The organism is Caryophanon tenue (assembly GCF_001700315.1).
Classification (GTDB): domain Bacteria; phylum Bacillota; class Bacilli; order Bacillales_A; family Planococcaceae; genus Caryophanon; species Caryophanon tenue.
Window position 1 is genome coordinate 108283 of the sequence record NZ_MASJ01000003.1, and the last position, 24255, is coordinate 132537.

At 39.5% G+C, this 24255-nt stretch carries 24 protein-coding genes and 1 other annotated feature; of the genes, 15 read left to right on the forward strand and 9 right to left on the reverse strand.

Translation table 11 applies throughout. The annotated features are described in order from the left end of the window. Positions 1 to 36: 36 nt before the first annotated feature. Entirely contained in the window at positions 37 to 882 is an 846-nt protein-coding gene (locus tag A6M13_RS03690) for an ABC transporter permease (protein ID WP_066543666.1), read from the forward strand. 241 nt (positions 883 to 1123) lie between these two features. Continuing rightward, complete coding sequence (locus A6M13_RS03695) at positions 1124 to 2926, forward strand: oligopeptide ABC transporter substrate-binding protein (RefSeq protein ID WP_066543667.1); 1803 nt, start codon at positions 1124 to 1126, stop codon at positions 2924 to 2926. Positions 2927 to 3145: 219 nt separating this feature from the next. Here the strand turns inward: A6M13_RS03695 and A6M13_RS03700 are convergent, their stop codons facing one another. Both A6M13_RS03700 and A6M13_RS03705 read right to left on the reverse strand, forming a co-directional pair. Beyond that, on the reverse strand, positions 3146 to 4003 hold the full coding sequence (locus A6M13_RS03700; protein ID WP_066542964.1) for a DegV family protein: 858 nt from the start codon (positions 4001 to 4003) through the stop codon (positions 3146 to 3148). 15 nt (positions 4004 to 4018) lie between these two features. Further along, positions 4019 to 4837: a Cof-type HAD-IIB family hydrolase gene (locus A6M13_RS03705; protein ID WP_066542968.1), complete on the reverse strand. Its 819-nt coding sequence runs from the start codon at positions 4835 to 4837 to the stop codon at positions 4019 to 4021. Between the two features lie 175 nt (positions 4838 to 5012). Between A6M13_RS03705 and A6M13_RS03710 the strand changes: the two genes are divergently transcribed. Both A6M13_RS03710 and A6M13_RS03715 read left to right on the forward strand, forming a co-directional pair. Next, a complete protein-coding gene (locus A6M13_RS03710) occupies positions 5013 to 5324 on the forward strand; it encodes a metal-sulfur cluster assembly factor (protein WP_425393907.1) in 312 nt (103 codons plus the stop codon). A gap of 138 nt (positions 5325 to 5462) precedes the next feature. Continuing rightward, a complete protein-coding gene (locus A6M13_RS03715) occupies positions 5463 to 7592 on the forward strand; it encodes an ATP-dependent Clp protease ATP-binding subunit (RefSeq protein WP_066542970.1) in 2130 nt (709 codons plus the stop codon). Positions 7593 to 7879: 287 nt separating this feature from the next. On the opposite strand, the gene A6M13_RS03720 is transcribed toward A6M13_RS03715, so the two are convergent. Then, positions 7880 to 8065 (reverse strand): YjzD family protein, encoded by a 186-nt coding sequence (locus A6M13_RS03720; RefSeq protein WP_066542974.1) that lies wholly within the window; start codon positions 8063 to 8065, stop codon positions 7880 to 7882. Between the two features lie 286 nt (positions 8066 to 8351). On the opposite strand from A6M13_RS03720, the gene A6M13_RS03725 reads away from it, so the two are divergent. From A6M13_RS03725 to A6M13_RS03735, 3 genes are all read left to right on the forward strand, one after another. Beyond that, positions 8352 to 9296 (forward strand): beta-ketoacyl-ACP synthase III, encoded by a 945-nt coding sequence (locus A6M13_RS03725; protein ID WP_066542975.1) that lies wholly within the window; start codon positions 8352 to 8354, stop codon positions 9294 to 9296. A gap of 17 nt (positions 9297 to 9313) precedes the next feature. Further along, complete coding sequence (gene fabF, locus A6M13_RS03730) at positions 9314 to 10552, forward strand: beta-ketoacyl-ACP synthase II (RefSeq protein ID WP_066542976.1); 1239 nt, start codon at positions 9314 to 9316, stop codon at positions 10550 to 10552. 166 nt (positions 10553 to 10718) lie between these two features. Next, positions 10719 to 11108, forward strand: a complete 390-nt coding sequence (locus A6M13_RS03735) for a hypothetical protein (protein WP_066542977.1) — start codon at positions 10719 to 10721, stop codon at positions 11106 to 11108. A gap of 40 nt (positions 11109 to 11148) precedes the next feature. On the opposite strand, the gene trpS is transcribed toward A6M13_RS03735, so the two are convergent. Continuing rightward, positions 11149 to 12138 (reverse strand): tryptophan--tRNA ligase, encoded by a 990-nt coding sequence (gene trpS / locus A6M13_RS03740; RefSeq protein ID WP_066542981.1) that lies wholly within the window; start codon positions 12136 to 12138, stop codon positions 11149 to 11151. Between the two features lie 52 nt (positions 12139 to 12190). Further along, positions 12191 to 12404, reverse strand: a binding site (T-box leader). Between the two features lie 413 nt (positions 12405 to 12817). On the opposite strand from trpS, the gene spxA reads away from it, so the two are divergent. The 4 genes from spxA (at position 12818) to pepF (ending at position 17256) form a co-directional block, all read left to right on the forward strand. After that, the gene (spxA, locus tag A6M13_RS03745) at positions 12818 to 13213 is read left to right on the forward strand and encodes a transcriptional regulator SpxA (protein ID WP_066543669.1); all 396 of its coding nucleotides are present in this window, start codon (positions 12818 to 12820) and stop codon (positions 13211 to 13213) included. Between the two features lie 273 nt (positions 13214 to 13486). Next, on the forward strand, positions 13487 to 14143 hold the full coding sequence (locus A6M13_RS03750) for an adaptor protein MecA (RefSeq protein WP_066542983.1): 657 nt from the start codon (positions 13487 to 13489) through the stop codon (positions 14141 to 14143). A 166-nt stretch (positions 14144 to 14309) separates the two neighbouring features. After that, a complete protein-coding gene (locus A6M13_RS03755) occupies positions 14310 to 15377 on the forward strand; it encodes a competence protein CoiA (RefSeq protein WP_066542984.1) in 1068 nt (355 codons plus the stop codon). Between the two features lie 67 nt (positions 15378 to 15444). Continuing rightward, positions 15445 to 17256 (forward strand): oligoendopeptidase F, encoded by a 1812-nt coding sequence (gene pepF, locus A6M13_RS03760; protein ID WP_066542986.1) that lies wholly within the window; start codon positions 15445 to 15447, stop codon positions 17254 to 17256. A gap of 517 nt (positions 17257 to 17773) precedes the next feature. Here the strand turns inward: pepF and A6M13_RS03765 are convergent. The 5 genes from A6M13_RS03765 to A6M13_RS03785 form a co-directional block, all read right to left on the reverse strand. After that, complete coding sequence (locus tag A6M13_RS03765) at positions 17774 to 18181, reverse strand: acyl-CoA thioesterase (protein ID WP_066542988.1); 408 nt, start codon at positions 18179 to 18181, stop codon at positions 17774 to 17776. Positions 18182 to 18353: 172 nt separating this feature from the next. Then, on the reverse strand, positions 18354 to 19166 hold the full coding sequence (locus tag A6M13_RS03770; RefSeq protein WP_066542992.1) for a DsbA family protein: 813 nt from the start codon (positions 19164 to 19166) through the stop codon (positions 18354 to 18356). Next, positions 19166 to 19567: a globin domain-containing protein gene (locus A6M13_RS03775; protein ID WP_066542997.1), complete on the reverse strand. Its 402-nt coding sequence runs from the start codon at positions 19565 to 19567 to the stop codon at positions 19166 to 19168. Before A6M13_RS03775 ends, A6M13_RS03770 begins: the two co-directional genes overlap by 1 nt. A 296-nt stretch (positions 19568 to 19863) precedes the next feature. Then, entirely contained in the window at positions 19864 to 20622 is a 759-nt protein-coding gene (locus A6M13_RS16595; RefSeq protein ID WP_066542999.1) for a lytic transglycosylase domain-containing protein, read from the reverse strand. A 5-nt stretch (positions 20623 to 20627) separates the two neighbouring features. Further along, entirely contained in the window at positions 20628 to 21212 is a 585-nt protein-coding gene (locus A6M13_RS03785) for a CYTH domain-containing protein (RefSeq protein ID WP_066543001.1), read from the reverse strand. A 114-nt stretch (positions 21213 to 21326) separates the two neighbouring features. Between A6M13_RS03785 and A6M13_RS03790 the strand changes: the two genes are divergently transcribed. Genes A6M13_RS03790 through A6M13_RS03805 form a run of 4 tightly spaced genes read left to right on the forward strand, consistent with a single transcriptional unit; the run spans position 21327 to position 24113 of the window. After that, the gene (locus tag A6M13_RS03790) at positions 21327 to 21710 is read left to right on the forward strand and encodes a UPF0738 family protein (RefSeq protein WP_066543006.1); all 384 of its coding nucleotides are present in this window, start codon (positions 21327 to 21329) and stop codon (positions 21708 to 21710) included. Positions 21711 to 21749: 39 nt separating this feature from the next. Continuing rightward, positions 21750 to 22421 carry a GTP diphosphokinase gene (gene yjbM, locus A6M13_RS03795; RefSeq protein ID WP_066543008.1) on the forward strand — a complete coding sequence of 224 codons (672 nt, stop codon included), beginning with the start codon at positions 21750 to 21752 and terminating at the stop codon, positions 22419 to 22421. Continuing rightward, entirely contained in the window at positions 22421 to 23221 is an 801-nt protein-coding gene (locus A6M13_RS03800; RefSeq protein WP_066543670.1) for an NAD kinase, read from the forward strand. The genes yjbM and A6M13_RS03800 overlap by 1 nt, the downstream gene beginning before the upstream one ends. Then, positions 23193 to 24113, forward strand: coding sequence for an RluA family pseudouridine synthase (locus A6M13_RS03805; RefSeq protein ID WP_245669227.1), 921 nt, complete (start codon positions 23193 to 23195; stop codon positions 24111 to 24113). The genes A6M13_RS03800 and A6M13_RS03805 overlap by 29 nt, the downstream gene beginning before the upstream one ends. Positions 24114 to 24255 lie beyond the last annotated feature (142 nt).

Genomic DNA, 24255 nt, shown 5'->3' on the forward strand with positions numbered 1-24255 from the left:
GATAAACAAGAAGTAGTAAGCTCTCCGCCTACTGGTATGCAGGTAGTTATTCGAGAGTTTAAAAAAGATAAAGTAGCGTTATTCTCATTGATTGCGCTAGTTGTAGGTATTATTACAATTTTCGTATGGGCAATGTTTATTGACCAAACAGAATTAATGCGCGTAAGTTTACGTGAGAAGTTTGCGGAGCCAGGTAGCACATTTTGGCTAGGTGCTGACCAAGGCGGGCGTGATATTTTAGGGCAATTAATTATCGGGGCACGTAACTCGATTGCCATTGCCATTGCGATTACGCTGATTACAGGTGTAACCGGCGTTGTTATTGGTTTAGTATGTGGTTACTTCGGTGGTTGGATTGATAATATGTTCATGCGTATTATTGACTTCTTCATCACAATTCCACAATTAATGATTATTATCGTTTTCGTAACAATCGTACCAAAGTACACTGTACCAATTTTCATTTTAATTATGAGTTTATTCTTATGGACAGGTACAGCGCGTCTTGTACGTTCAAAAGCATTATCAGAAAGTAAACGTGACTATGTAAATGCGTCGAAAACACTAGGGACAAGCGATTTCAAAATTATTTTTGGGAAAATTATGCCAAACTTAAGTTCTATCATTATTGTAGAGTTAACTTTGAACTTTGCGGGTAATGTGGGTATTGAGACAGGTCTTTCATATTTAGGTTTCGGTTTACCACCGACAACACCATCACTAGGTACACTTGTAAGTTATGCAAATAACCCATTAGTATTATCAAGTAAATGGTGGGTATGGTTACCAGCCTCATTATTAATTTTATTATTAATGTTAGCGATCAATTATGTTGGTCAAGCATTACGTCGTTCTGCTGATGCAAAACAACGTCTAGGATAATATGTCATAAAAAACTTATACGAGACTACTTTTTCTCGTATAAGTGCTTTATCCTAAATTAACGGAATATTTATTATGTTGCAATTTGTAAAAAAATGTAGCGCAATAACTTTATCTTTGGTACTATCATAATTACTTAGTATCTCTAAATACTTCGTAACATTGTTAAGTATATATAACGAGCAAAATGGAAAAAACATACGCTTTAGTGGATAGTTTTAAAAGGGAGGAAACAAATATGATGACGAAAAAGAAATGGGCAGTAGCATCTTCATTAGCATTATCTTCAATGCTAGTATTAGCAGCATGTAATGACGAGGAAAACGAAACAACAACTCCAGAAGAAGACGGTGGCAGCACAGAAGAAAATGCTGATGTAGGCGCTGACTTCGGTACGGATACAACAAATGCAGAGGACGCTATTGAAGGCGGCACATTAAAAGTTGCATTAGTAGCAGAATCTCCATTCCAAGGCATTTTCTCATGGACACTATATGAAGATGGCTATGATGCAGATATTATGGAATTCTCAACAAACGCAATCTTTGAAACAGATGGTGACTTCTTAGCAACAAATGATGGTATCGCATCAATGGAAGTTGACGAAGAAGCGAAAGTAGTAACAATTAAAATCCGTGAAGACGTAAAATGGTCTGATGGTGAGCCGTTAAAAATCGAAGACTTAATGTTACCATACGAAATTATCGGTCACGCTGATTACACAGGTGTACGTTACGATGCAGACTTCAAAAACATCGTAGGTGCTGAAGAGTATAACGCAGGTACTGCTGAAACAATTTCAGGTATTAAAAAAGTTGACGAAACAACAATGACAATCGAAGTAAAAGAGATTTCTCCTGCATTAGCATCAATCGGTGCTGGTATTTGGGGTTATGCTGAACCTTCACATATCTTAAAGGATATTCCAGTTGCAGAATTAGTTGAAAACGACGCTGTTCGTGTAAACCCTGTAACATTAGGTCCTTTCAAAATTAACAAAATCGTTCCTGGTGAGTCTGTAGAATTCGTGAAAAACGAACACTACTGGAAAGGTGAACCAAAACTTGATAGCGTAGTGTTAAAAGTAGTTTCTGCTTCATCAATCGCAGTAGCGATGCAAAACGGTGAGTATGACTTAGCAAAAGGCTTCAGCGCTACGGCATATGACCAAATCGAAACATTAGAAAACATTGAAATCTTATCTCGTGAAGAGCTTTACTACTCTTACTTAGGTTTCAAATTAGGTAAGTTTGACACGACTGCTGGTAAAGTAGTAATGGACGACAGCATGAAGATGGCAAACAAAGATTTACGTAAAGCAATGGGTTACGCTTTAAACATCGAAGAAGTATCTGATGTGTACTACTACGGATTACGTTCTCGTGCAAACTCATTCATCCCACCAGTATTCTCATCATTCCACAACCCAGATTTACCGGGTTACACATATGATCCAGACAAAGCAATCGAATTATTAGATGCTGCTGGTTATGTGGATACAGATGGCGATGGTTTACGTGAAGATCCAAATGGTCAACCATTAGAAATCAAATTAGCGACAATGGCTGGCGACGATATTGCTGAGCAAATTACGCAATTCTGGTTACAAAACTGGGCTGATGTAGGCTTAAACGTAACATTAGCAACAGGCCGTTCAATCGAGTTCAACGCGTTCTACGATAAAGTACAAGCTGATGATCCAGAAATCGACATCTTCATGGGTGCATGGGGTACAGGTACAAACCCATCTCCAATGGGCTTATACTCTAATGACGCACCATTCAACTTCTCTCGTTTCGCAACTGACGAGTCTCAAGAGTTACTTGTAGCAATCGATTCTCCAGAAGCATTTGATGCAGACTTCCGTGCTGAAAAATTACTTGCTTGGGAAGAATTAATGGCTGAAGAAGCACCAGTAATTCCAATGAACAACCGTTTAGAGCTTGAGCCAGTAAACAAACGTGTGAAAAACTACTCAATCGACTACACAACTGATTTAGGTTTAGAAGACGTTGAGTTAACTGCTGAAGAGCCAATTAAATAATGGACGACAGCAAGAGACAAAGATAAAACTTTTCTCTAAAATTGCACAAAGCCACGACGAATGTACTATTCGCCGTGGCTTTGTCGTTTTCGAACAGATTGTCTTCCTGCGAAATATGGCCACTATGTGGAGTAGCACCAAATGCAGAAAAATATCCTTCAGCAATGACAACTGCTGAAGGATATTTCTTTTTGTCCCAATTTCGTTTTATGAATGCATTTAACGATAGTACGACTCATCAAGCGAGAATAATGCCAATGCATTTGGTCCCGTATGTGCGCCGATTGCTGAGCCAATCATTGTAATGCTAATATTGCGTGTTGCAAAGCGCCGCTCGATTAACTGTTTAATTTGGACGGCTTGTTGCACATCATCTGCATGGCTAACGCACACGACTTGCTTGTCCAAATTTTGTGTGCGTTCAGCGAGCAATTCAAGTAAACGTTCCATCGCTTTTTGGCGTCCACGCACACGTTCTAATTCAATTAATTTGCCTTGTTGAATTTCAAAAATGGGCATAATTGAAAGTAACTCTCCAACAAATGCGCCTGTTTTGGAAAGACGACCGCCTTTTGCTAAGTAGCGCAAATCATCGACAAGGAGGAGTTGCACCATATTATTAGCACGCTTTTGGATTTCTTGTACGATATCACAAATAGAAGCGTGTTCTTCTTTCATACGCGCCGCTTTGTCGACTAACAAACCGTATCCAAGTGATGCACACTGCGAGTCGATAATATCAAGGCGCATGTGTGGATAGTCTTTTTGTAGCTGTGTGCGGATAGTACAGGCATTTTCATACATGCTTGACAACGCACTTGATACAGCAATGTATAAGCCATCTTCACCGCTTTGTGCGAGCGCTAAAAAAGCGTCATACATTTCCTCATAAGTCGTATGATACGTATGAGGAAATGCTCCTTCACGTATCGCATCATACACTTCTTCCGCACGGATTTCTAACATATCTTTATAGGTTTGGCCATTCAAATCTACAAGCAATGGAAATAATGTAACATCGTAGTCTTGTAAAAATGCGAGCGGTAAATCACAGCCACTATCTGCAAATAACCTCATACAAACAAACTCCTTTTATAATCGTTCTAGTTGTAAACGATGTTGTAAAAATGCCGAGATGCCATCTTCTTCGTTCGATAATGTAATCTCATTGGCAATGTTTTTTACTGAGTCAATCGCGTTGCCCATTGCAACCCCAATGCCAGCGTATTCCAGCATTTCTAAATCATTATCTTCATCACCAAACGCAATAATGCGCTCGCGCGGAATGCCCATATCTTTTGCGACAACATCGATGCCGACTGCTTTATTTAATCCTTTACGCACAATTTCAATTAACGGGAACGGTGCGCCCCAACGACGATGCTCAATTAGTTCTGCATGTACGTCTTGTAAATGCTGACGAATGATGGGCACATTATCGTCGTTCGCTGAAATAAGTAGTGATGTTGGATTGTCACGTAAGTTTTGGCGTAAATCTCCGATGCGTACAATTGGATCGCCCATCGTATAAAGTGGTGTCATCCACCTATCTTCACGATGAATATACACATCGTCTTTAATTTCTGCCAATAAATTTTCATATTCATAGCCATGTACCGATTCAACGACATCATGTACGACTGATAAATCAATCGGACGATGGAAGCCTTGCCATGAAGAAGACAATGGATGATGGACAAATGCTCCGTTAAAGTTCACAATCGGTGTACGTAACCCAAGCTCCGCATAATACGGTGAACTTCCACGGTACGGTCGCCCAGTAGCAATCATGACCTCATGCCCTGCTTCCTTTGCTTTGAAAATCGTTTGCTTCGTTTTATGTGAAATGGTTTTATCATTTGTTAATAATGTACCGTCCAAATCTAAGACGATTAAATGTTTTTCTGTCATGTAAAATCTCCCCTTACTCTATATAACAGTGTACGTCTGCTGAGTGAATTCGTCAAAAAATGCGTACAATCAAACAGTTTGTTCGAAAATCTGATGTTTCCAAACACCCAAGTGGCAACGCATCACAACATTTGTTATGATAAAGGTAATTGAAGTATAGGAAGGAGAATTCCACATGATTGATGCAGATATGAAAGAAAGCATGATGGGCGCACTTGAAAACGTAATTGACCCTGAGCTAGGTATTGATATCGTAAACTTAGGTTTAGTATATGATGTAGATTTAGATGAAGCAGGTTTAGCAACGGTGACGATGACATTAACGTCTATGGGTTGCCCATTAGGCCCGGTAATCGTTGACCAAGTAAAAACAGCGTTAGCCGATTTACCAGAAATTAAAGATACAGAAGTAAATATCGTTTGGCAACCAGCATGGTCAAAAGACAACATGAGCCGTTATGCAAAAATGGCATTAGGTGTACGCTAATCACTTCTACGAGATGAGTCCAATAAATGGGCTCATTTTTTTATTGAATCGTAGTTTATTTCTTTGCAAAAAATAAAAATTGGTCCTATAATCAAGTTAGTCAAAGAAGGTCAAACTTTTATAAGGAGGAATTTGAATATGCAATTTAAGCAAACAGATACAGATAAACCGTTAGAGCAATTTGCTCGTAATTTAGTCGAAGAAGTGAAAAATGGCAAAATGGACCCTGTTATTGGGCGCGATGAAGAAATTCGCAATGTGATTCGCATTTTATCGCGTAAAACGAAAAATAACCCGGTGTTAATTGGCGAACCGGGTGTCGGTAAAACAGCCATTGTGGAAGGATTAGCACAGCGTATCGTCAAAGGTGACGTTCCAGAAGGCTTAAAAGACTGTCTGTTGTACGAATTAGATATGTCAGCACTCATTGCAGGGGCAAGCTACCGAGGACAGTTTGAGGAGCGTTTAAAAGGTGTTTTAAAAGAAGTGAAGGATGCGGACGGACGCATTATTTTATTTATTGATGAAATTCATACGATTGTCGGCGCAGGGAAAACAGAAGGTGCGATGGATGCCGGGAATATGTTAAAGCCGATGCTTGCGCGTGGTGAATTAAAATGTATCGGGGCAACAACATTAGATGAGTACCGTATGTATATTGAAAAGGACCCAGCGCTTGAGCGACGCTTCCAGCAAGTGCTTGTACGTGAGCCGTCTGTTGAAGATACAGTATCCATTTTACGTGGCTTAAAAGAGCGTTTTGAGCTACACCACGGCGTACGCATTCATGACCGTGCAATCGTAGCAGCGTCACAATTAGCAGACCGTTATATTACGGATCGTTTCTTACCCGATAAGGCGATTGATTTAATTGATGAAGCATGTGCGATGATTCGAACAGAAATTGACTCGATGCCACAAGAATTAGATGCGGTTACTCGTCGCATCATGCAGTTAGAAATTGAAGAACAAGCATTAACGAAAGAAAAGGACGACGCAAGTAAAAAGCGTTTAACAGCACTTCGTCAAGAGTTAGGGCATTTAAAAGAGTCATCAGAAGATTTACGTAATCAATGGAAGTTTGAAAAGGAAGGCATTCAAACACTACAAGCAAAGCGTGAACAATTAGATAAATTACGTCGTGAATCAGAGGATGCGCAAATGCGCGGTGATTATAACCGTGCAGCTGAACTGCAATATAGCCAATTACCGAAGCTCGAAAAAGAGATTACGGAATTAGAGCAACACATTGAAGCATCTGGTGAGCAACGTATTTTACGTGAGGAAGTAACAGCTGACGAAGTCGCAAATATTGTAGCACGTTGGACAGGTATTCCGGTTACGAAGCTTGTAGAAGGAGAACGTGAAAAATTACTGCGGTTAAAAGAGACATTACAAGAGCGCGTTGTGGGACAAGATAACGCGGTACAGCTTGTCACAGAAGCGGTGTGGCGTGCGCGCGCAGGCATTAAAGATCCAACAAAGCCAATTGGTTCATTTTTATTCCTAGGACCAACTGGTGTCGGTAAAACGGAGCTTGCCAAGGCGCTTGCTGCACAGTTATTTGACTCAGAGGACCATTTTGTACGTATTGATATGTCTGAGTATATGGAAAAGCATAGTGTGTCGCGATTAGTCGGAGCGCCTCCAGGATATGTTGGTTATGAGGAAGGTGGTCAACTAACGGAGTCGGTTCGTCGTAATCCGTATTCTGTTGTACTGCTTGATGAAATTGAAAAGGCACATCCAGATGTTGCGAATATTTTACTGCAAGTATTAGATGATGGGCGTATTACAGATAGTCAAGGTCGTCTCGTTGATTTTAGCAATACAGTGATGATTTTAACATCGAATATTGGCTCTCATTTCTTATTAGAAGGGCAACCAAACGATCCGGAAGTAGAAGATAAAGTGATGCAAGCGCTACGCTTACACTTTAAGCCAGAGTTATTAAATCGTATGGATGATATTGTGTTATTCCATTCATTAACGACGACGCATTTCCATGCGATTGCCGAAAAATATGTACAGCAGCTTGTAAAACGTGTGGCAGAGCAAGAAATTACGGTAGAAGTAGAGCCGACTGTTCTTGATTTTGTTGTGACAGAAGGCATGGACCCACAATTTGGTGCACGTCCACTACGTCGATTTGTACAACGCCATATTGAAACAGCTGTTGCGCGTGAATTATTAAAAGGTGATGTTGTTGCAGGAGACACACTGGTTGTCGCAATGCAAGATGGTCATATTACAACGTATCATAAATAGCGATAAAGGAGCTCAAGTACGCAATATGTACTTGAGCTTTTTTCGATGGCAGGTATAGAGGACGAAGGTGCTATAAATGACGCGGACATTACTTGAGCAATTGTGTAGAGACGATGATGAGGAAAAGGCCCAGGTATTCACAATATATTTAGTAAAACAAGGTGAACAGCTCATACTAGATTACAGCTATTATGTTCAGCTTTACTTCAACCAACGTTATATCTTATAGCGAAATTTGCATAATTAGAAAACCCCGCGTAGCGAAAAGCTACACGGGGTTTTGCTAATTAATGATGGTCAGGTGTTGGTTCGCTTGGAATCACTGCTGCAATCGCAAGTACTAAGATTGCGAAGACAACTGAAACGATAGCGCCTGCTTGGAAGTCAAAAGTTACGCCAAGTACCGCTGATACTACGTAATTTAACATCGTCACTAGGATAAATGACCATAAAAACGTCATGATATATTGCATCAATTTCACCTCTACTAGAACGTTATTGATTTAATGCCGTAATAATATTACACCTTTCCTATAATAACATATGGATATAGGAAAGAAAAACACCTTTTTCATAAAGCGTAAAGATGACGAAATTTCTTGTCGAAAATGCGTCAGTCAAGCTGTAGTTATCGTCAGTATAGGGCAAAAATTATCGAAAGTCGAGTGAACAGATTATGAAATTTTTGTTGAATTTCAAAAAATATGAGCTATAATTATGACCAAGTACTAATAATTACTTACAAAGGGGTCGTCATGAATGACACAATTAGCAGGAATCATTGGGGTGGGCAGTTATGTGCCTGAAAAATGTGTAACAAATCGTGATTTAGAAAAAATAATGGATACATCAGACGAGTGGATTCGTACACGAACAGGAATCGAGGCGCGGCATTTTGCTGCTGACGATGAGCAAGCGTCCGATATGGCTGTTCATGCCGCGCGACAAGCGATGGAAAAGGCAGGTATCACAGCGGAGCAAGTCGGGCTTATTTTAGTTGCGACGGTATCACAAGAGCAAACGTTTCCGAGTGTTGCGTGTTTAGTACAAGAGCAAATTGGTGCAAAACATGCGGCAGCGATGGATGTAGCAGCAGCTTGTGCAGGCTTTATGTATGGGGTTATTACAGCAAAGCAGTTTATTGAATCAAATGCTTATGACTATGTACTAGTAATCGGTACTGAAAAGCTGTCAAAGTTTATTGATTGGGAAGACCGCAATACAGCTGTATTATTTGGTGACGGAGCGAGTGCGGTTGTTATGGGTAAAGTACGTGAAGGTCGCGGTATTTTATCATTTGAACTCGGCGCAGATGGAACGGGCGGCAAGCATTTATATTTAACACCGCAACAGCATATTGCAATGAACGGGCGTGAAGTATTTAAATTTGCAGTGCGCCAAATGGGTGATTCATCGTTACACGTATTAGAAAAAGCGGGCTTAACGAAAGAAGATGTGAATTTTTTAATTCCGCATCAGGCGAATATTCGTATTATGGAATCTGCGCGTGAACGTTTACATATGCCAGCAGAAAAGATGGCTGTAACCATTCATCGTTACGGCAATACATCGGCTGCATCTATTGGTACAGCATTATATGAAGAGCTAGAAAAAGGAACAATTCAAGATGATGATATTATTGTAATGGTCGGCTTTGGCGGCGGTTTAACATGGGGCGCAATTGCAATGCGTTGGGGACAATAACAAGGGGGATATTAGACATGACGAAACGACGAGTAGTAGTAACAGGGGTTGGCGCAGTAACACCAGTAGGCAATACAGCAAAGGAAGCATGGGGAGCTGTACTTGCAGGGAAAAGCGGTATCGGACCGTTAACACGTTTAGATGCATCGCAGTACCCAGTAAGTGTTGCCGCAGAGGTGAAAGACTTCTCGATAGAAACATGGATTGATAAAAAGGAAGCACGAAAAATGGACCGCTTCACACAGTTTGCATTAGCAGCGGCCATTGAAGCAGTAGAGGATGCCAAGCTTACAATTAATGACGATAATGCAAATCGTGTCGGCGTATGGATTGGTTCAGGTATTGGTGGAATGGAAACATTTGAACAGCAGTTCCGTACATTTTTAGATCGTGGTGTGCGCCGTGTGAGCCCATTTTTCGTGCCGATGATGATTCCAGACATGGCATCAGGGCAAGTATCGATTTATTTTGGCGCAAAGGGCATTAACTCATGTAGCGTAACAGCGTGTGCATCAGGTACAAATTCGATTGGTGATGCATTTAAAGTCATTGAGCGCGGTGATGCAGACGTTATGATTACAGGTGGTGCAGAAGCGCCAATTACAACAATGGCTGTAGCTGGTTTCTGTGCAAATACCGCTTTATCATTTAATGAAGACCCTGCAACAGCCTCTCGTCCATTTGATAAAAATCGTGATGGTTTTGTCATTGGTGAAGGGGCAGGGATTGTCATTTTAGAAGAATATGAACATGCTGTAGCGCGTGGTGCAGATATTTATGCAGAAATTGTTGGTTATGGTGCAACAGGTGATGCGCATCATATTACAGCACCAGCACCAGAAGGCGAGGGAGCTGCGCGTGCGATGGCTCAGGCACTTGCAGATGGCGATGTCAACCCAACACAAATTGGTTATATTAATGCGCATGGTACAAGTACAGGCTACAATGACTTATACGAAACGCAAGCGGTAAAAACAGTGTTTGGTGAGCATGCATATAAGCTTGCGATGAGTTCAACAAAATCAATGACGGGTCATTTACTTGGCGCGGCAGGTGGTATTGAAGCAATCTTCTCGGTACTTGCTTTACGCGAAGGGAAAATTCCGCCAACGATGAATTTAGCAGAGCCAGACCCACAATGTGATTTAGATTATGTGGCAAATGCAGCGCGTGAGCAGCAAGTAGACTACGCACTCAGCAATTCATTAGGCTTTGGTGGGCATAACGCTACACTTGTATTTAAACGATTTGCGTAATTGCTAGAAGTGGCTTCAACAGTCGTTTCCGAAATAATTGATAAAGAGAGCGTTCTAAAAAACTTTTTAGAACCTCTCTTTTTATTGTGCGTCTATTATAAATAAGGAAGTACATGGAATTTTTTTGTGGTACAATTTCTACAATCTATACGAAGGGGTGTATCGTATGAAAAAATGGTTAATCGGGTTAGGCGTTGGTGTTGTTGTATGTGTCATATGGCTTGGCGTACCGTTTTTTGTGCCGCAGCATGTGACGGCGACATCTGCTGACGTGACAGAAATTCGTTTGTTTAATGGAGATACAGGAGAGGCACGTAGCATAACGGATGAAGCGTTGATTGATGCTTTTTTAAACGAAGCGGCGCAAACGGAATATGTACGTGAAAAAATAGCGTATGGTCTTGGCTATACATTACGTGTCACGTATATGGATGGGAATAAAAAGGTAGATGAATATTTGTTGGACGAGAATGGTACAGTACGCCAATCGATCTTTGTGTATGGGGTGAAGGAGCAGCCGTTTTTAGCGCAGCAAGCATGGGATTATGGGCAATAAAAAACGAGGTTTCGCGTGATGCGAAGCCTCGTTTTTTTGATTAGCGGCGCTTGCGTCCTAAGCCCATTGCGTTTTCCATTTTCTTTAATGTTTTATTCGCAATGGCATTTGCTTTTTCAGCACCTAAATCTAAAATTTGGTCTAGTTCGGGTGAATCAATTAACTCATAATAACGTTCTTGTAGCGGTGTTAAATGTGTAATTAAGCTTTCAGCAACGCCAGCTTTAAATGCACCGTAGCCAAGACCGTCATATTTTGCGACAACGTCATCAATCGATACGTTGTTAACAGCTGCTTCGATTGTCAGTAAGTTTGAAACGCCAGGCTTTTCAGCAACGTCAAAACGTACAATACCTTCTGAGTCTGTAACCGCCGATTTAATCTTTTTCTCGATTTCTTTTGCTGTATCTAAGAAGCGGATTGTTGCTTTCGTATTTGTATCTGATTTACTCATTTTTTTCGTTGGTTCTTGCAGTGATTTAATACGTGCGCCTTCTTTTGGAATTTGCACTTCAGGAATTGTTAAAATATCGCCGTAACGATGGTTAAAACGGTTTGCTAAATCACGTGTTAATTCTAAGTGCTGCTTTTGATCTTCACCAACAGGCACGATATCCGCATTGTATAGTAAAATATCCGCAGCCATTAACGGTGGGTATGTTAAGAGTGCCGCAGAGACTGATTCTTTCCCCGTTGATTTATCTTTAAATTGTGTCATACGCTCTAATTCACCGATTGAAGCGATACACTGCATAATCCAGCCTGCTTGTGCGTGAGCTGGTACTTCAGATTGAATGAATAATGTTGCCTTTTCTGGGTCAATACCTGTTGCGATATACGTTGCAGCAAGTGCGCGGATATTTTTACGTAAATCTAAGCGGTCCTGTGGTACGGTAATGGCGTGTTGATCAACGATGCAGTAAATGGCATTTCCTTGTTCTTGGAATGCAGGGAATTGGCGGAATGCTCCTAAATAGTTCCCTAATGTAATGACGCCTGTTGGTTGTACACCTGAAAAAATAGTTTTCATGAATAGTTCCTCCTTAAAATTGGCAAATAAAAAAACATCATGCTCCCTTCGAATAAGGGACGAATGATGTTTGAATCCGCGGTACCACCCAGCTTGTTAGTTGCCTAACCACTTTGCCTCGTAACGTGAGCACACGCATATAGCTACTAAAGGTTCACCATATGAACTCAGAAGCCCATTCGATAAAGCGCGTTGTCTATTTACAGCAGCCATAGACTCTCTCAATCCGCATCTCTTTATGTACTTTTCTTCGTCATCGTTTCTAGTTATTTGCAAAAATTATATAGAATTTTGTGCCAAGATGCAACTACGTGCTATAAATAAAGAAGTCCGGGAATCGAAACAATGATATTGATTCTCAATTAATGATTTTAATTGAGAAAAAATATTTCGGAAACAACGTTTAAATGATAATGAATATGGGAAAATAATGTATAGAACAAACAACATAAAAATTCTCAAATTCAAGGTTTTTAATGTAAGACTATTTTTGTGTAGGAAAAATGTATTTTTTAAGGGAAAACGCGCATAAAATAAGTTGATTATTGTCTGTGCTTTTTGTAATATTATATATTCAAAAATTGAAAGTTGATGTATAATGAACTTACATTTAATTTAGATTAATTATAAAGTAGGGTAAATAGATTGCACTTATTTTGAAAGGAAGTGTTTCGTTATGATGGTTACTTTATTCACATCACCAAGTTGTACTTCATGCCGTAAAGCGAAAGCTTGGTTAGAAGAACATGACATTCCATATACAGAGCGTAATATCTTTTCTGAGCCATTAACGTTAAGTGAGATTAAAGAAATTTTGCGCATGACAGAAGATGGTACAGATGAAATTATTTCAACACGATCTAAAGTCTTCCAAAAATTAAACATTGATGTAGAGAGTTTATCTTTACAGCGTTTATACGAATTAATTCAAGAGTATCCAGGTTTATTACGTCGCCCAATCATTTTAGATGAGAAGCGTCTACAAGTAGGATACAATGAAGACGAAATTCGCCGCTTCTTACCACGTAAAGTACGTGCGTATCAATTACAAGAAGCACAACGTATGGTAAACTAGTCAATTGAACTTATACATACGAGCATGTTAACTCGTATATGTTATATAAAACTTGTAGCGCTTCTGTCGCTACAAGTTTCTTTTTATATTATTTAATTTTTCAGTTAATTACAGCGTTTTACTTGCTAAAAACCGAGTAGTCTACTAAACTAGCAAGTATCTTACCGAAATCAGAGCTTTGTCGTTTCTTTTTCCGGTAAAACAGCATAAAATAGAAGTAGAAACCTAAGAAACATTATGTGAGCTTAGGAATAGAGGGGAGATGTGTTTGTTATGGACATCGAACGCGTAAATGATTACACTTTAAAGCTTTACATTTCATATGATGATATTGAAGAGCGCGGCTATAGTCGTGAGGAAATTTGGTATAATCGCGGCAAAGGCGAGCAACTGTTTTGGGATATGATTGAAGAAATCGGCGAAGAAGCAGACTTTGAGCTAGAAGGCGCTGTATGGATTCATGTAAATGCTGCAGAGACGGGAATTGAAGTTGTTGTAACGCGCACATCTGAAAAAGAAGACATTTCGGGACATTCGTCAGAAAGTGAAGGCGACCCGTTTAACTTTGAAAAGATGATGGAACAAGCGTTAATACCAGAACAAGACGAGCAACGAAATATGCGTGATATACAAGAGTTATTGAAAGATAAAGATTACGCGATGTTTAAGTTAGGCGAGTTTGATGATGTTATTGGTATTGCTAAACGTTTAGCACAATTTGACCTACACACAACTTTATATAAATATGAAGGTAAGTATTACTTTAGTTTTGAAAAAGGACAGCATGACCAAGCGTATATGTTTAACGCTATTGCGACTGTCCAAGAGTTTGCAACATTAAGCGCTATGTCAACGTATTATTTACGTGAATATGGTGAAGTGATTATGGACGGTAACTGCATTGAAACTGTTCAACAATACTTCGCATAACGTTTGTGAAAAGAAAGTGGTATGAGAAATGATAACATTTCTCGTGCCACTTTTTTGTATGCAGGCGTAGCTACATACGCGTGTCTCCACTCAAAAATTTAAATTTAGCATGATTTGTGCTGCTGTCAACGTCCTACATATACACTAAAGAAAAAGGAGGGCGTGTATGTTAACAGCTCAACAACAGGACGGCACGCAAATTTGTACATTACATTATTCACGCGAACAGTTACGTACACGTCGAACGGAACAGTTTTATTGTAGAGATTGTCAGGCTGCTGTGACATTGAAGATTGGTAGGAAAAATATTCCTCATTTTGCCCATAAATCTGTGCACTGTCATCAATTTTCAAGCGAACGCGAATCGCCGACACATTTGGCAGGAAAAGCGGCATTGTATTCTTTTTTCCAACAGCATTGTCATGATGTTCAGCTAGAAATGTATATACAACAAATTGCGCAGCGCCCAGATGTACTCATCGACCAAACATATGCGATTGAATTTCAGTGTAGTACCATTCCGCTGTCCTTTATCGAACAGCGAACGGATGGCTATATATCAGCAAACTATATTCCCATTTGGATTTTACATGCAAAGCATACAGCGCTTGGCTGGAATGTTCTTTCATTAACACAATTTGAACAATATTTTTTTCAAGATGCCCATGCGTATCCCTATTTATTATTATTTCAACCAGAGCAACAAATGTTTTACTACTACACATCCTGCATACAAGTAAGTAAGACGAAATTTTTATGCTACGTACAACAAATCCCCCTTCAGGCACAAACCTTTCCATTTTACACGCCAGCAGCAATTCCGTTAGCCATCTATCTTGAAACGATTGACACTCAACGTCAGCACCGCGAACGTTATTTAGAACATAGTAGGCGTTTTAATACACAAGGTGTACATCACCGAATATTACGACTGGCGTACGACCATTTTGGCGGTGTAGCGTATACACCCTTTTATATTGGGGTGTACATCCCGAATGCCTTTTGCTTTAATATGCACCCGTTTGATTGGCAGCTATTATTTGTCGTCTGGCGAAAATTACATCGACACGCACACTATGATGAGTTTCAACAGTGGTCGCAACTGGCGATGTTTACACCTATTCAATATCAGGTATTGGAGCAATATGAACAGATATTACAAACACCGAACCTCGCGAGCCTGTCATACGAGCAATTATTTACGTATATTCACTGCGAAATAGTTGCGCAATAAGCAAATAATTGAGAAAATAAATGAATAATTCGGTTTTCGAAAGAACTGACAGATAGGGGATATGACAATGGCAAAAAACGTCTTATTACGAAATGAAGTACCAGAAGAATTAACATGGCGTTTAGAAGATATTTTTGAAAATGAAACGCTGTGGAATGAGGAGTTTGATGCGATTACAGCATTAGTTGAACAAGCATCAACTTATGAAAATCGTTTAGCAAATAGCGCAGCTGATTTTTTAGCAGTGTTACAGTATAGCGAAGAAGTAAGCTCACGTTTAGGCAAACTATATGTCTATGCACATATGCGTAATGACCAAGATACAGCTAACAGCACGTATCAAGCATTAGAGTCACGCGCGGTAGCTCTATCATCAAAAGCATCTGCAGCATTATCGTTTATCACACCTGAAATTATGGATATGGATGAAGCGGTAATTGAACAATACTTAACAGAAAATGAAGAGTTAGCTGTCTATCGTCAATCTTTAAAAGAGACATTAATGGCACGTCCACACATTTTACCAGCAGAGCAAGAAGCATTAATGGCACAAATGGGTGAAGTGCGTGGTGCATCATCAAACACATTCTCAGTACTAAATAATGCGGATTTAGTATTCCCAATCATTAAAGATGATAAAGGGGAAGATTTCCAAATTACACATGGTAACTATATTAAAGCGTTAGAAAGCTCAGACCGTGCATTCCGTGAACGCGCATTTAAAGCAGTATATGCTACATATGATAGCTTTAAAAATACATTTGCTTCAACACTTGCAGGGAAAGTAAAGGGGGCCAACGCAACAGCACGTATTCGTAAATATGATTCAGCGCGTCATGCAGCATTATCGAATAACTTTATCCCAGAAGCGGTATATGACCAATTAGTAGAAGCGATTAATGACCATTTACCATTATTACATCGTTACGTAGCGTTACGTAAACAAGTGCTTGGTGTAGACGAGTTACATATGTATGATTTATTTACACCACTGGTACCAGAAACGGATATGGAATATACGTATGACGATGCAAAACGTGTAATGGTCGACAGCTTTGCGCCACTTGGGAAAGACTATCAAGATACAGTACAGCACGGTTTAGACAATCGTTGGGTAGATGTACTTGAAAACAAAGGGAAGCGTAGTGGTGCCTACTCATCAGGTACATATGGTACGAACCCATATGTATTAATGAACTGGCAAAACAATGTGAATAACTTATTTACATTAGCGCATGAATTCGGTCATAGCATGCATAGTTATTACACACGTAAGCACCAACCATATGTATACGGTAGCTACTCAATTTTCGTAGCGGAAGTTGCGTCAACATGTAATGAGGAACTATTATTTGAGCATTTACTGAATACGTTAGAAGATGAACAACAAAAAATTTACTTATTAAATCATTGGTTAGATGGTTTCCGTGGTACAGTATTCCGTCAAACAATGTTTGCAGAATTTGAGCATTTAATGCATGAACTGGACCGTCAAGGCGTGCCGTTAACAGCTGAGAAGCTAACGGAAGAATATTACGCATTAAATAAGAAGTATTTTGGTGACGATATGGTCGTGGATGAAGAGATTGGTTATGAGTGGGCACGTATCCCTCATTTCTACTACAATTACTATGTATATCAATATGCGACAGGTCAGTCAGCAGCAACCGCGTTATCGAAAAAGATTTTAGAAGAAGGCGAGCCAGCTGTTGAGAAATATATTAATAATTTCTTAAAAGCAGGTTGCTCGGCTGCACCAATTGATGTATTAAAAGCAGCAGGCGTTGACATGAGTTCGCCACAACCAATTATTGACGCGTGTAAAGTGTTTGAACAAAAGTTAAATGAATTAGAGGCATTATTGCTAAATAATAAGTAGTGTCGAAAAAATGACTATTCTCTTAATGGGTAGTCATTTTTTGATGTTACGAAACTAATTTATTTTTCAAGAATAGTAAATTGTGGCGTAAAAAGGAGAAGCATATTTCAAAATGATTGTCTGGACATACCGACGAAAAGCCTTTTTAATACGATGAAATCGCTTTCTATTTGACGGATTTGTGAAAATCGGTTTAACTTGTTGATTCAGTGGGTAATACGTGTTAAAGTTATAACTGTGAAATAAATCACAAACCAAACATACACCCCTTTGTTTGAACGTGAACATTTCTCCCATCCCCTTTGTGAAAAGAGGGTCTTCATTCTGTCGAGGCTTGAAGGCTCTCTTTTATTTTTGTTCAATAATAAAAAATTAACATTTTTATAGAGAAAGTTATGCCATTTGTTAACAAATTGGTACGAAAAGTCGTGACGTATATTGTGTATATGAAAAAGGATGGTTTGAGTGAAAAGACTCAAACCATCCTTTTTTCATGGAAATCTTCTATTATATAGTATTATGTTTGTGGTTGAATAAGATGTGCTTGTAGGCGTTCGCGTACGATGTCAGGAATCGCAATGGAGCTTTGTGTTTTATTGTCAAAGCATACTAATGTGCATTGACCTGTTGCGACAATTTCACGGTCTGTGTTACGAAGCACTTCTTGACGCAATGTTAAGCTTTTTGTGCCTAACTTTTCAACCGATGTGCGAGCGATGAGTGTATCGTTGGCATATGTTTGATGAATATAGTCACATGTTAGACGCGCAACAACCATTCCAACCTCGGTCGCATCCTCTAGTTGCATAACCTCATGGAAAAACTTCATACGGCTTTCTTCAAAATAATAAAAATAGCTTGTGTTGTTCGTGTGACCGAATGCATCGGTTTCACAAAAACGCACATATACTGATGTTTCATGCATAACCTCATCCCCCTTTACATTAAGTATTATCATTAATGGAGAGAAATGCAAGTTATAAATAGCGAAAAAATGATTTTTCGAGCATAATGAAGTTGTGTAGTGAACGATAATATGAAAAAAGCTCCGTCAATCCCAGTGTGGGTGTTGACGGAGCTTTTAGTTGAAATAGTACTTACACTTTTAAGCGCCATAACGTGAAATCGTTTGTATACGTACGTTCTACTTTTTGTTGAAGCATACGCTTTTTTAATTCACGTTCTGCTGCTGCTTCAGTCATATTATAAATAAGTGCAACTTCTTTTGTAGAAAGAGAATGATAGCGTGTGAGAAGTTCTTCAAGTGTTGGTGGTTGATTACGTACAAGTGGTGTATTGAGCATTTCTGATAAAATATGTTCGTATACGTCGTAACTATATAAACCACCTACTTTTAAGCCTTCATCTTCAATACATTCATTGAAAAAGACAATCGTTGGTGCTTCTTCTACTTCCATTTCGCGTGTGATATGTAGGTCACATTGGAATGCATGAGCCGCTTCCTTTGAACCGAAATCACTGCGGAATTCCTGCATATCTAGTTGTGCCTCTTCAGCGATTTCTAATAGGGTAGCGTAAGATTGGATATTTTTTTGTTGCAGTACAAGTTGCTCTTGTAGCTTCGTTAAAAATCGTAATCCAGCTCGCTTTCCTTGTAGCTCTGCCGCTTTAATCGCAACAGACGGTAATACAGGATGTTTCACATCTACTTCTTGCCCTGACATACAGCCTTTTGTTTTTTCTTCAATACAATTTAACGACGCAAGCTTCGTACTTAAAATAAAGCGAGCGGTAAAATAATGTTCATATTCTACTTGTAGCTTGCGAATCATCGACTGCATTTCCACAGATTTTGAGCACAAAGGGTCAATAAAAATATAAAGCTCTAGTGGTTTATGCAGAGGCTGCGAGGGTGTTACTGGTTCCGTTAAAAGTTGAACATGCGTCACTAGAACCCCTCCTCTTCGTGGTCGTTCGGTGCGTTGACCATATGGTGCGCGGTCATCACTAAACGTTTGTAATAAATTTCTCGAAACTTACCATCTAAGCCGACTTCATCCATTGCTTCTGCCATACATTCCAACCATGCTTGCGCGCGGTCAGGCGTAATTTTAAAATGCATATGTCGTGCGCGCATCATTGGATGTCCGTGTTCTTCTGTATATATGTTAGGCCCACCTAAGTATTGGGTCTGAAATTGAATTTGCTTACGAATCGTTTCCGTGAAATCCTCTGGAAAGATGGGGATAAGCAAAGGGTGTTGACTAACACGTTTATAGAAGGCGTGCATCAACTCAGAAAGTTTTTCAGCACCAATTTCCTCATAAGGAATTTTTGAGATTCGATTCATAGGTGTCTTGCTCCTTTAAACCATTTTCATATGCGCTAAATCGCTAACGCAGTTAGGTATTTCTTTACTGTACATTTATTCTATCAACGAAAACGATGGAATACAAACAAAGTGCCTTTTTTGATGGCAGTATACATCGTAAAACATAGGACTTAATATATAGTTTATTGTGAGAAAAAACAGAAAATATGAGTTTCTTCTATATAATGGACAGTCCCATTCACTCATATTTTGTCCAATGTTTTGGGATAAAAAAACCTCCCATATGAATCGCTATAAATGGGAGGTTTTGTATGTTATGCGCGATAATAATTCGTAATTTTAGCAACATAGTTTTGTGTTTCTTTAAATGGGGGAATGCCGCCATATTTTTTCACATTGCCCGGGCCAGCATTATACGCAGCTAATGCTGTTTCAAGATTGCCCCCAAACTGGTCTAACATTTGGCGTAAATATTTCGCACCACCCATAATATTTTGTGCAGGATCTAATGAATTTGTTACACCTAAATATTTTGCGGTAGCAGGCATTAGTTGCATTAAACCACTTGCACCTGCATAGCTTTTCGCAGAAGCGTTGAAATTGGATTCTTGTTTCATCATCGAAGCGATGAGTTTCGGATCTAAATCGTATTTCTCGGCCGCTTGCTGAATAAGGGCACTGTATTTATTTGCACCAGCAAGTGACCCTTCAAAAATGACAGAGTTTGTATCTGTTGTTGTAGCATTCGTTACTTGTTCTTTTTGTACGTGGTCGTTTAAAACACTATAAAGGGCAGGTGGCATATATGTAGAAGCCGTCCCCGTTGTTAATGAACCTAATAGTAGTGAAGCTGTGCTTGCCGTTGTAGCTGTTGAATCATTATCAAGTGCATTGACCAGTGATGGGATTGCCCCTAAATAATTTTGTAAATCGTTTGTCGATGCATTGTTGCTTAACACATCTGAAATAAGTTCTGAAAACAACGAAGAAGTATTCGCCGCTTGTTGTGTGTCGCCAGTCATCGTTTGAATGGCAGCAGTATCTGTTAATGAACGAATCGTTGAAATGGTCATGTCAGTTATCCTTTCTGTTGTGCAAGTATATCGGCAAAGCGTGCAATTTTCTTTTTCGTTTGGCGTGTTGGAATGTTAAATTGTGCAAGTAATTCTGCAAAAATGCGTGCGCCTTCTGTTGCATCGTTTGTTTCGTATTCTATCTCGTAATCTTCATGTCCTAAATAAAGCGCATGGTCGAGTACAACAAGCCCACCTTTATAATCGACCTCAATACGCTTAGTTGTTAGCGAACCGTAGTGATTAATTTCAGAAACAGGAATATTTGCGTCTACAAGTTGTCGGTGAATTGCATCAGGAAATGTGTCACCGTTAAAAATACGTTGTGCATCGGCTTCGGTAATGTCCACATTCGTTTCTATACTTGTGTGCACATCGACCAGTCGCTTTAATGTCGCTTCAAATGCATCATTCGTTTGGCGAATGCGTAAGCCACTACGCATATCCTTTATATGTAAGGCTGCGGTATCAAAATAATGGTTCGCTAAAGTGACTGCTTGTTGCGGGGTTACGTTAAAATGTGCACAAAGCTGCTTGTATTCATCGTACGTTACGATATTTTTAAATTCAATTTCGGTTTGCTGAGTCATCTAGACATCATCCTTTTTCATATAGTATTGCGCAACCTTTCCGAAAAGTGTCTGCCCGTATACAAAACGGTATGGTAAAATATGAACAGAATGGTTGGAAAGGGAGTTATAGTGTTGCGTAATCAATTTACTGTTAGTATAGCAGACGAAACGTCGCTTATTTTTAGTTTAAATGAAAAGATTGAACATGACAAAATGAATCCTGCTGGACAACTGATTGTCGACTCTGACAATCCTGCATTTGTATACTTAGTGGATTTGCCAGTAGGATATGGTTATATTCGTTTTGAGCCAACTGTATGGCCAGCATTAGTACAAGTTTTAGAACGACAGCAAGACCCACAACTACAATTCGCGGAGCAAGTTATGTTGTTACCGCAATTCTTTGAAGAATTACACATGCTTGTTTATAATATCGAAGGAAACGGTAATTATGGAAATGTGTTTGTTGAAGCAGTTGAACAAACTTTCGCATCGATTTTACAGCAAGCACAGTAATGTGTAGATATACCGATTGTTGAGAGGAGAAGAGTGTGCATGGGACAGTGGGAACGCTTTTTAGGCCCCTATAAGCAAGCTGTTGATGAATTAAAGGTGAAGCTAAAAGGTATGCGTTCGCAGTTTGGCATTAATAACACAAACTCACCAATCGAATTCGTAACAGGTCGCGTAAAGCCACTTGCAAGTATTTATGATAAAACGCTCGAAAAAGGCTTGCCATTTGAGCCGTCTGAGCAACTCGCACATGAAATTCAAGATATTGCGGGCTTACGTATTATGTGTCAGTTTATTGATGATATTTTTACAGTAGTCGATTTAATTCGTCAGCGTAAAGATATGACGATTATCGAAGAGCGTGATTATATTTCACATAGTAAAAGTAGTGGCTATCGCTCCCATCATGTTATTGTACAATACCCGGTGGAAACGATACACGGTACGAAAATTGTCCTTGCAGAAATTCAAATTCGTACGTTAGCGATGAATTTTTGGGCATCGATTGAGCATTCATTAAACTATAAATATAAGGGAGATTTCCCAGAAGAAATTAAAAACCGATTGCAAAGAGCGGCAGAGGCAGCTTTTCAATTAGATGAAGAAATGTCGCAAATTCGCAGTGAAATTCATGAGGCACAAGCGTATTTCACCGAACTAAAAGAAGGCGATAATCCTAAAACAAATCGACCAAACAAGGAGCGTGATGCATGATGAATTTTGCGATTCAAGCACGTTTAGATGATCAATCAAAAGAATTAACAGAGCTGGCGAAAACGTATTTACTTGATTTTGGTTTGAAGCATGATGAAGAAAGTCCAGATATTGTATTGTCGATAGGGGGAGACGGTACATTACTCCATGCTTTTCATCGCTTTTCACATTTATTAGATAAAGTATCGTTTGTCGGTATTCACACAGGGCATCTTGGGTTTTATGCGGATTGGAAGCCTTCTGAGCTAGAGAAGCTTGTGTTATCAATTGCTAAAAAGGATTTTAATGTTGTGGAATACCCGTTATTAGAGGTACAAGTTCACCATAACTCTTCAGGTGTGAATAAATATTTAGCGTTAAATGAAGCAACTGTTAAATCACCAAGCGTCACACTTGTGATGGATGTTGAATTAAATGGGAAACATTTTGAACGTTTCCGCGGAGACGGTTTATGTGTATCTACGCCGTCAGGTTCCACTGCCTATAATAAAGCATTAGGTGGTGCGATTATTCACCCAACCCTACAAGCGATTCAACTAACGGAAATGGCATCGATTAATAATCGTGTCTTCCGTACAGTAGGCTCGTCGCTTGTTTTACCAGCACATCATAACTGTGAGCTAAAACCAGTGAGTGAATCACAGGAGTTTAATATGACGATTGATCATATTAGCTTAGACCAGTCAGATGTTGCAAAGATTCAATTTAACGTTGCACGTGAGAAAGTTCGTTTTGCACGATTCCGCCCATTCCCGTTTTGGGAGCGTGTACATGAATCATTTGTATCCAATGATGTCTAAACCATTTCAAGTGACGTTTGTGATGCCAACTGACGGGGTGCTTCTGCGTGAAGCGCTCGGTCAATTTGGTATTTCCAAACGTGCATTAACAGCGATTAAGTATGAAGGCGGACAATTACTTGTAAACGGTGTAGAAAAAACGGTGAGACATCCATTGCAAGCTGGGGATGAGGTCACGGTTATTTTCCCGATTGAAAAGCCGAGTGAAGGATTACTTGCAGAGCAAGGACCGCTTGATATTGTATATGAAGATGAGGCAATTTTGATCATTAATAAACCTGCGGGGCAAAGTACAATTCCGTCCCGTGAGCATCCAACGGGAAGTGTTGCAAACGTGCTGATGCATTATTTTGAGACGATTGGTTTACAGTCAACAGCGCATATTGTGACACGACTAGACCGTGATACATCTGGTTTAATGTGTATTGCAAAAAATCGACACATCCATCATTTAATGGGACTAGCTCAAAAAACACATGATGTGGACCGTATGTATGAAGCCATTGTTCATGGACATGTCGACAACGATTTTATCGAGGTGAAAGCGCCGATTGGTCGTAAAGATACGAGTATTATTGAACGTGAAGTCCGAGCGGATGGTCAGTTCGCGCATACAGACGTGACTGTACTCGCTCGCTTTATGTATAACGGCGAAGCATTTTCACATGTGCGTATGAAGCTGTATACAGGTCGTACGCATCAAATACGTGTACATTTAGCCTATTTAGGGTATCCGTTAGTAGGAGACGGTTTATATGGTGGTTCAAAGGCATTTATTGAGCGACATGCCTTGCATTGTGTCAAGCTGACATATCAGCACCCTGTAACAAGTGAGCGATGTGTGCATGACATTCCATTAGCAGATGATTTACAACGATTTTTGCGCGCGTAAGCAAATTTCATATTGTAGGAATAGCTGTCTTTTCATTGTGTAAAACACAATAAAAAAGACGGCTTTTTCAGCTTTTTGCTAAATCGTACCATTATCTAATAATTGCAGCGATGAAAAAATAATTTGAACTCATTCGGCAGCA

Coding starts and splice junctions, on each gene's coding strand:
- A6M13_RS03690 (WP_066543666.1), top strand. CDS start 37: ATGCAGGTAGTTATTCGAGAGTTTAAAAAAGATAAAGTAGCGTTATTC.
- A6M13_RS03695 (WP_066543667.1), top strand. CDS start 1,124: ATGACGAAAAAGAAATGGGCAGTAGCATCTTCATTAGCATTATCTTCA.
- A6M13_RS03700 (WP_066542964.1), bottom strand. CDS start 4,003: ATGAGGTTATTTGCAGATAGTGGCTGTGATTTACCGCTCGCATTTTTA.
- A6M13_RS03705 (WP_066542968.1), bottom strand. CDS start 4,837: ATGACAGAAAAACATTTAATCGTCTTAGATTTGGACGGTACATTATTA.
- A6M13_RS03710 (WP_425393907.1), top strand. CDS start 5,013: ATGATTGATGCAGATATGAAAGAAAGCATGATGGGCGCACTTGAAAAC.
- A6M13_RS03715 (WP_066542970.1), top strand. CDS start 5,463: ATGCAATTTAAGCAAACAGATACAGATAAACCGTTAGAGCAATTTGCT.
- A6M13_RS03720 (WP_066542974.1), bottom strand. CDS start 8,065: ATGCAATATATCATGACGTTTTTATGGTCATTTATCCTAGTGACGATG.
- A6M13_RS03725 (WP_066542975.1), top strand. CDS start 8,352: ATGACACAATTAGCAGGAATCATTGGGGTGGGCAGTTATGTGCCTGAA.
- fabF (WP_066542976.1), top strand. CDS start 9,314: ATGACGAAACGACGAGTAGTAGTAACAGGGGTTGGCGCAGTAACACCA.
- A6M13_RS03735 (WP_066542977.1), top strand. CDS start 10,719: ATGAAAAAATGGTTAATCGGGTTAGGCGTTGGTGTTGTTGTATGTGTC.
- trpS (WP_066542981.1), bottom strand. CDS start 12,138: ATGAAAACTATTTTTTCAGGTGTACAACCAACAGGCGTCATTACATTA.
- spxA (WP_066543669.1), top strand. CDS start 12,818: ATGGTTACTTTATTCACATCACCAAGTTGTACTTCATGCCGTAAAGCG.
- A6M13_RS03750 (WP_066542983.1), top strand. CDS start 13,487: ATGGACATCGAACGCGTAAATGATTACACTTTAAAGCTTTACATTTCA.
- A6M13_RS03755 (WP_066542984.1), top strand. CDS start 14,310: ATGTTAACAGCTCAACAACAGGACGGCACGCAAATTTGTACATTACAT.
- pepF (WP_066542986.1), top strand. CDS start 15,445: ATGGCAAAAAACGTCTTATTACGAAATGAAGTACCAGAAGAATTAACA.
- A6M13_RS03765 (WP_066542988.1), bottom strand. CDS start 18,181: ATGCATGAAACATCAGTATATGTGCGTTTTTGTGAAACCGATGCATTC.
- A6M13_RS03775 (WP_066542997.1), bottom strand. CDS start 19,567: ATGAATCGAATCTCAAAAATTCCTTATGAGGAAATTGGTGCTGAAAAA.
- A6M13_RS16595 (WP_066542999.1), bottom strand. CDS start 20,622: ATGACCATTTCAACGATTCGTTCATTAACAGATACTGCTGCCATTCAA.
- A6M13_RS03785 (WP_066543001.1), bottom strand. CDS start 21,212: ATGACTCAGCAAACCGAAATTGAATTTAAAAATATCGTAACGTACGAT.
- yjbM (WP_066543008.1), top strand. CDS start 21,750: ATGGGACAGTGGGAACGCTTTTTAGGCCCCTATAAGCAAGCTGTTGAT.
- A6M13_RS03800 (WP_066543670.1), top strand. CDS start 22,421: ATGAATTTTGCGATTCAAGCACGTTTAGATGATCAATCAAAAGAATTA.
- A6M13_RS03805 (WP_245669227.1), top strand. CDS start 23,193: ATGAATCATTTGTATCCAATGATGTCTAAACCATTTCAAGTGACGTTT.